At 65.1% G+C, this 7,104-nt stretch carries 8 protein-coding genes; 6 read left to right on the top strand and 2 right to left on the bottom strand.

Features of this window, described 5'->3' with window-relative positions:
- Positions 1-314: 314 nt before the first annotated feature.
- The 4 genes from HQ354_RS22095 to HQ354_RS22080 are packed head-to-tail and all read left to right on the top strand — an operon-like array spanning position 315 to position 4,399.
- On the top strand, positions 315-1,259 hold the full coding sequence (locus HQ354_RS22095) for an ABC transporter ATP-binding protein (RefSeq protein WP_068422278.1): 945 nt from the start codon (positions 315-317) through the stop codon (positions 1,257-1,259).
- A complete protein-coding gene (locus HQ354_RS22090) occupies positions 1,259-2,056 on the top strand; it encodes an ABC transporter permease (protein WP_222635571.1) in 798 nt (265 codons plus the stop codon). Before HQ354_RS22095 ends, HQ354_RS22090 begins: the two co-directional genes overlap by 1 nt.
- 25 nt (positions 2,057-2,081) lie before the next feature.
- Entirely contained in the window at positions 2,082-3,560 is a 1,479-nt protein-coding gene (locus HQ354_RS22085; protein ID WP_222635572.1) for a M28 family peptidase, read from the top strand.
- A 32-nt stretch (positions 3,561-3,592) separates the two neighbouring features.
- The gene (locus HQ354_RS22080) at positions 3,593-4,399 is read left to right on the top strand and encodes an adenylate/guanylate cyclase domain-containing protein (RefSeq protein WP_068422074.1); all 807 of its coding nucleotides are present in this window, start codon (positions 3,593-3,595) and stop codon (positions 4,397-4,399) included.
- Here HQ354_RS22080 and thiD read toward each other — a convergent pair.
- Positions 4,361-5,215, bottom strand: coding sequence for a bifunctional hydroxymethylpyrimidine kinase/phosphomethylpyrimidine kinase (thiD, locus tag HQ354_RS22075; protein ID WP_068422075.1), 855 nt, complete (start codon positions 5,213-5,215; stop codon positions 4,361-4,363). The two genes, HQ354_RS22080 and thiD, sit on opposite strands and share 39 nt — an antisense overlap.
- Positions 5,216-5,482: 267 nt before the next feature.
- Here thiD and HQ354_RS22070 point away from each other — a divergent pair, with 267 nt between their 5' ends.
- Both HQ354_RS22070 and HQ354_RS22065 read left to right on the top strand, forming a co-directional pair.
- Entirely contained in the window at positions 5,483-5,815 is a 333-nt protein-coding gene (locus tag HQ354_RS22070) for a GNAT family N-acetyltransferase (protein WP_068422076.1), read from the top strand.
- Positions 5,816-5,889: 74 nt separating this feature from the next.
- Positions 5,890-6,213, top strand: coding sequence for a GNAT family N-acetyltransferase (locus tag HQ354_RS22065; protein ID WP_068422078.1), 324 nt, complete (start codon positions 5,890-5,892; stop codon positions 6,211-6,213).
- 88 nt (positions 6,214-6,301) lie between these two features.
- On the opposite strand, the gene HQ354_RS22060 is transcribed toward HQ354_RS22065, so the two are convergent.
- Positions 6,302-7,102, bottom strand: a complete 801-nt coding sequence (locus tag HQ354_RS22060; RefSeq protein WP_068422281.1) for an exodeoxyribonuclease III — start codon at positions 7,100-7,102, stop codon at positions 6,302-6,304.
- Positions 7,103-7,104: the final 2 nt, after the last annotated feature.

Genomic DNA, 7,104 nt, shown 5'->3' with positions numbered 1-7,104 from the left:
ACGAAGCGCTCGGTTACATGCCCCCGGCTGAATACGAGACCACCCTGATCGACATCTCACAACCCAGCGAGTCGGCCACCCCGGCCCTCGTAACCGCATAGGAACAAAACCTGGGGTACTTCACATCCGCACCTCATGGGTGTACACCGGACGTCCCATCGCAACCATCCCTCAATGATCAGGCACGTTGCGATGACTGCTTGAGACCGCCTACATTCGCACGCACGTAGGAGCCGCCATCATCCGAAAGGATGACCCACATCGCGACCCCAGACCGATGCGCGGTCAGGCCCGCATGAGGGACAGTGGTCCGCATGATCGAAGTAACGGGACTGACCAAGCAGTACGGTGCCACCAAAGCGGTCGACGATCTGACCTTCACGGTGAAGCCGGGCATCGTGACAGGCTTTCTCGGCCCCAACGGGGCTGGCAAGTCGACGACCATGCGGATGATCCTCGGATTGGACCGTCCGACCAGCGGCACGGCCCTCATCGAGGGCAAGCCCTACAACCAACTCACGCAGCCACTGCGTACCGTCGGAGCACTTCTCGACGCCAAGTGGGTGCACCCCAATCGTTCGGCCCGCGCGCATCTCGAGTGGATGGCCGCGTCGAACGGCATCCCGAAGTCGCGCGTCGAGGAAGTGCTGCGGCTCGTCGGTCTCTCCGAGGTCGCGAAGAAGAACGCAGGCGGCTTCTCGCTCGGCATGTCGCAGCGGCTCGGTCTCGCCGGCGCACTGCTCGGTGACCCGAAGGTCCTGTTGTTCGACGAGCCGGTCAACGGTCTCGACCCCGAGGGCATCGTCTGGATCCGAAAGTTCATGCAGCGCCTTGCCGCCGAGGGACGTACCGTCCTCGTGTCGAGTCACCTGCTGTCCGAGATGGCCCAGACCGCAGAGCATCTCGTCGTCATCGGCCGCGGACGTCTGGTGGCGGACACGTCGGTCCAGGACTTCATCAATCATGCGTCCGAGGCGTCGGTACGCGTCCGAAGCCCGCAGCTCGATGCTCTCCGCAGTGCACTGACGTCCGCCGGACTGACGGTGCGCGAACCTGCGGACAAGGGCGAGCTGCAGCCGTCGCTCGTCGTCACGAATTCGACGACCGACGCCATCGGAGACATCGCCGGCCGCAACGGCATCGTTCTACACGAATTGTCCTCGCAGCGAGGATCTTTGGAAGAGGCGTTCATGAAGCTCACCGGACAAGACGTCCAGTATCACGGTGAAGGCACCGACGCCATGGGAGGTGCACTGTAATGGGAGTTCTTGCAGCAGAACGCATCAAGATCACGTCGACGAAATCGCCGTGGTGGTGCACCGTCGCCATCATCGTGCTCGGGCTCGGCCTGGCGTTCTTCGTCGGACTCGCCGCCAAACTCGGCATGCAGTCCTACGAGAACGAGGTGGCAAGCGGTAACACGCCCGACTTCGACCCGTACCTGCCCACCGTGTTCGAGGTGGTGGGCAGCGGCGTCGGCGGTATGGGAGTCATGGTTCTCATGATCCTTGCGGCGTTGACGGTCACCAGCGAATACCGCTTCGGCATCATTCGCACGACGTTCCAGGCCATTCCGAACCGTGCCTCGGTGCTCGTCGCGAAGGCGTCGCTGATCGGTGTGTTCGGATTCGTCCTGTCCTTCGTGCTCGGCATTCTGGCGTTCTACGTCGGCAAGGCCGTCGCAGGTCCCGACGCCGGTGCGTTGCTGAGCTTCGACGTCGACGGAACGTGGCGGGTCATCTACGGAACCGCGATCCTCGCGTTCCTGCAGGTGTTCGTCGCCGTCGGTGTCGGTGCGCTGCTTCGCCAGTCGGCGGGAGCCATCGCGCTGCTTCTTCTGTGGCCGCTGCTCGTGGAGTCGCTCTTCGGATTGTTCGGATCGTTCGGCCGGGCAATTCAGCCCTTCCTGCCGTTCGGGAACGCAAATCACTTCCTCGGCCAGTCCGGCGGAGTCGACTATCACTGGGGACCGTGGGGAAGCCTGATCTACTTCATCGCGTTCACCGCGATCGTCTTCGGCGCCGCACTGTTCGTGACCAATCGCCGAGACGCGTGACGTAGGTTGCGGCTAGGGTGCATCCATGCAGCGGATGACCCTACTCGCAAGCGTCGCAGTCGGAGCACTCGTACTGGCCGGTTGTTCGTCCTCCTCGGGGGACGAGCCACCGGCCAGTTCTGCACCCACCCCGGTCGCGACGCCGGACGGTCCAGGTCTGGCCGACGCCGTCACCGGTGACGCGGTGGTGGCGCACCTCGAACAGCTCGAACGAATTGCCGTCGACAACAACGGGAATCGAGCCGCGGGCACGCCGGGTTACGACGCGAGCGTCGACTACGTCGTCGACCAGTTGGAATCCGCTGGATTCGAGGTGGAGACACCGGAATTCGAGTTCGACCAATTCGAGGCGACGGCGCAGACCCTGTCGGCAGGCGGGCAGGAGATCCCGGTGAGCGCGTTGCAGTACTCACCCTCGACGCCGGACGGCGGTGTGACGGCCCGAGTCGTCGCTGCACCCAAGGACGACTCACCCGGTTGCGAGGCAACGGATTACGACGGCCTCGATCCCAAGGGCGCCGTCGTCGTCGTCGATCGTGGCGTCTGTCCGTTCGGCCAGAAGCAGACTGTCGCAGCCGATCTCGGTGCATCGGCGATCGTCGTGGTCAACAACGAGCCGGGTCCGCTCGACGGCGCGACGCTCGGCGGTTCGGACATCGCGCGCATCCCTGCCGGCGGCGTCGGGCAGGAGGACGGCGCGGCGGTCGCGTCGGCACCCGAGCTGACGTTGACGCTCGACACCGAGACGACCACGACCAAGAGCCGCAACATCATTGCGCAGACGAAGACCGGCGACACCGCGAACGTCGTCGTCGCGGGCGCGCACCTCGACAGCGTGCCGGAAGGCCCCGGCATCAACGACAACGGATCCGGAACCGCTGCGGTTCTCGAGACGGCACTGCGGATGGGCAGCGAACCCGACGTCACCAACGCCGTGCGATTCACGTTCTGGGGCGCGGAAGAACTGGGTCTCGTCGGATCCACGAAGTACGTCGAGGGTCTCAGCGACGAGGACAAGCAGAACATCGCGCTGTACCTCAACTTCGACATGATCGGCTCGCACAACGCCGGCTACCTCGCCTACGACGGCGACGACTCGGACCAGGTCGGCGCGCCCGCCGGACCACCCGGATCCGACGCCATCGAGCGGGTCTTCCTGCAGCGTCTCGAGCAGGAGGGCATCGCTGCCGACGGCACCGACTTCGACGGCCGATCGGATTACGGCCCGTTCATCGAGGTCGGCATTCCAGCAGGCGGAGTGTTCAGCGGCGCGGACGAGAAGAAGACGCCCGAGCAAGCCGCGAAGTGGGGCGGTACCGCCGACGAGACGTTCGACCAGAACTACCACACCGCCGAGGACACCCTCGCCAACGTCGATCGCGCGGCGCTCGCCGAGAACGCGTCCGCAGTGGCGTTCGGCATCGGCACCTACGCCCAATCCGTCGAGGGTCCGGACGGCGTTCCCGTCGGTGCCGCACGCACGGAGGCGCGTTCGGGGGAGTGAAGTACATGTGACCGTCGGTTACGCTCGAATCCGTGCCTTCGTACTGGACGTCGACGATCGACCGGGTTCGCGCGGTCGATCGCAGTCCCGTGATCGTCGACGCGGTGCGACGAATCCGGAACGTGCTGCCCGGGGACCCGTCGTTCGGGGACCCGCTGTCGATGGCGGGTCCGGGCTCGGCGCTCGCCGTCGCACGCGTCGCCGATCGGTTTCTGGACGACGAGCCCGGTGCATCCCGTGAGGTCGGGCTCGGTGCGCTTCAGCTGTGGCAGGCTCTCCTCGAACGAGCAGGTCGAGGTCGCGGGGAGCACGACGTCACCATCGTGTTCACCGACCTCGTCGGGTTCTCGTCGTGGTCGCTCGTCGCAGGGGACAGCGACACGCTGACGCTGCTGAGGCAGGTGTCGAAGGCGATCGAGCCGGCGATCGAAACCCATCAGGGCCGCGTCGTGAAGCGGATGGGCGATGGTTTGATGGCCGTCTTCTACCGACCCGAGAAAGCGCTGTACGCCGTCGCGGCTGCCCGGAGGGCGCTGACCTACGTCGACGTCGACGGCTACACACCGATCATGCGGGCAGGCATTCACACCGGAAACCCGCGGCAGATCGGATCGGACTGGCTCGGCGTCGACGTCACGATCGCCTCCCGCGTCATGGAGACCGGCGGCAACGGCAATCTGATGATCTCGCAGCGATCGCTCGACAGCATGCCGCCCGGCACGCTCGATGACCTCGGCCTGACCGCGCGGCCCTACCGTCGCGGGTTCTTCGCGCCGAAGCTGAACGGCGTACCCGAGGACCTACGAATCCTGCGACTCGTGCAGACGCCAGAGCGGTGACACCGGGCCGTGGCCGGCGCCCAGGTCGTACGACGCGGCCAGGCAGCGGGTGACCCACTCCTTGCCGAACGCGACGGCGTCGGGAATCGAGTAACCGTTGGCCAGCGCGCTCGCGATCGCCGCAGCGAGAGTGTCGCCGCCCCCGTGATCGTTTCCGGTGTCGATGCGCGGGCTCGTGAACTCGAGGAACTCGTTGCCGTCGAACAAGATGTCGGTGCTCTGCTCGGACGTGCGCAGATGTCCGCCCTTCACGAGGGCATACCGCGCACCCAGCGCATGCAAGGCCTCCGCCGCACGATGGGCCGACGCGTCGTCGACCACCTCGATGCCGGTGATCAATCGGACTTCGTCGAGGTTGGGCGTCACGATGGTCGCGATCGGGAAGAGGGTGTGCCGAACGGCGTCGAGGGCTTCTTCGTGCAGTAGGGGATCGCCGTGCATCGACGCGCACACCGGGTCGACGACGAGCGGGATAGAGCCGGCGTTGCCGATGCCGACCTCGGTGCAGGTCGCGGTCACTGCTTCGATGATGGCCGACGACGCCAGCATTCCCGTCTTCGCAGCGCCGACGCCGATGTCGCCCACGACGGTCCGGATCTGATCGGCGACGACCGTCGGAGGAATCTCGTGGAAGCCGCTGACGCCGACCGTGTTCTGCACCGTCACCGCGGCGACGGCGACGCACGCATGGACGCCGCACATGGCCATCGTGCGGCTGTCCGCCTGGATTCCCGCGCCTCCGCCCGAGTCCGTTCCAGCGATCGTGAGCGCGCGGACGGGCGTCGCGCCGTGGGGGGTCAGCGGTAGGAACTTCACGAGTGAAAACAGTACCGGCCGCGGTCTCACCGTCTACGACAGATGCATGCGTCGGCATGAATGTTGTTGCATCACAATGCCGATGGTCAACCGCTATGAGCGTTACCAGCCCGAACGTTGCATCTATGTTGCGGACCTACGGCACCGAAGGTTTGTTCCTACAAACGGGTGACAAGGCACTCGGTGCACTGTTTAATAGTGGTGCAGGTCACATATTGGTCACGACGAATTCAACACACACATCACCCTCGGTAAAGGAGGTGACCCGTGCTTGCGAGCAGTCCCAGCGCTGACGTTTCCATAAACAGGGATCAAAACCGTTTCGAACTCAGGCTCAACGGCGATCTGGTAGGGATCGTCGGCTTCTACGAGTTCGAAGGTCCGGCAAAGCGCGGTTCCCGCGCGTGTGTCGTCTCGTTCATGCATACCGTCGTCACGGAAGATTTCGGGCATCAGGGTCTCGCCGCGATCCTCGTGCGTCGTTCGCTCGACAACGCGCGGTCCTACGGCTGGAAGGTGAAGCCGGTCTGTACGTACGTGCAGCGATTCGTCTCGGCGAATCCCGAGTACTCCGACCTCATGGTTCCTGTCGACAAGTAACGGTTGCGACTCGGCGTGGCGTCGAATCGCTACGTCCGGTCGACGAGAAGTCGAGCTGCTGGTCTAGTAGTGACATGGATCACATGGACTTGACGTCGCAGGCGGCCGTCGCCGCGGCAGTGCGTATCGAGGACAACTGCGCGCACAACCGTTTCGACCTGTTCGTCGGCGACGAGTTGGTCGGTATCCTCGGGTATCGCGACGCGGACGACGATGCGGTGGCGTTCATGCACACCGTCGTCAAAGAGGAGTTCGGCGACCGCGGCTGGGCAGGCGTTCTCGTGCGCGGCGCGCTGAACACTGCGCGAGACCGTGGATGGCGGATAGTCCCCATCTGCACGTACGTCCGCCGCTACCTCGCGCGGAATCCGGAGTTCCTGGATCTCGTGGCCGAGTGACCTGTGATTGGCTGCTTCCGGACCGAGGGTGACATTCGGTCACGTTGAGTGACTCAGGGGCGCCCTCGGTCCGTTCGGCGCCGACGCGTCAGGAGATGTCGACGACGACCGGCGCGTGATCGCTGGCGCCCTTGCCCTTGCGTTCCTCGCGGTCGATGAAGGCGCCGCTGACGCGAGCCGCGAGCGCAGGCGAGGTCAACGCCATGTCGATGCGCAGCCCCTGCTTCTTCGGGAACCGTAGCTGCGTGTAGTCCCAGTAGGTGAAGGTCTTCGGTTCGGGCGTGAATTGCCGCGTGACTTCGGTGAACCCGGCTTCGGTGAATGCCTCGAAGGCGTCGCGCTCGGCCTGCGACGTGTGCGTCTTGCCCTCGAACAGGGCCGGATCCCAGACGTCGTCGTCGGTGGGCGCGATGTTCCAGTCACCGACGAGGGCAATCTGCGCCTGGGGATCCGCGGTGACCCAGGCCTGGGCGTCGGCGCGCAGTTTGGCCAGCCACTCGAGCTTGTAGGTGTAGTGCGGGTCGGCGAGCTCGCGACCGTTGGGGACGTAGAGGCTCCACACCTGAACGCCGCCACACGTGGCCCCGATGGCGCGTGCCTCGACGACTGCCTCGACCTCGGGATCCTTGCTGAAACCGGGCTGATCCTCGAAGCCGATCCGCACGTCGTCGAGACCGATGCGCGACGCGATCGCGACGCCGTTCCATTGGCTGAGCCCGACGTGCGCGACCTCGTAGCCGATCTCGGAGAACCGCTCGTACGGGAACTGCGCGTCCTTGCACTTGGTTTCCTGCATCGCCAACACGTCGACGTCGGACCGGCCGAGCCAGTCGACGATCCGATCCTGTCGAGAGCGGACGGAGTTCACGTTCCAGGTAGCCAATCGCACGG

The organism is Rhodococcus sp. BP-261, from assembly GCF_019835205.1.
Taxonomy (GTDB): Bacteria; Actinomycetota; Actinomycetes; order Mycobacteriales; family Mycobacteriaceae; genus Rhodococcoides; species Rhodococcoides kyotonensis_B.
This window is presented reverse-complemented; position numbering and strand designations above follow the sequence as displayed.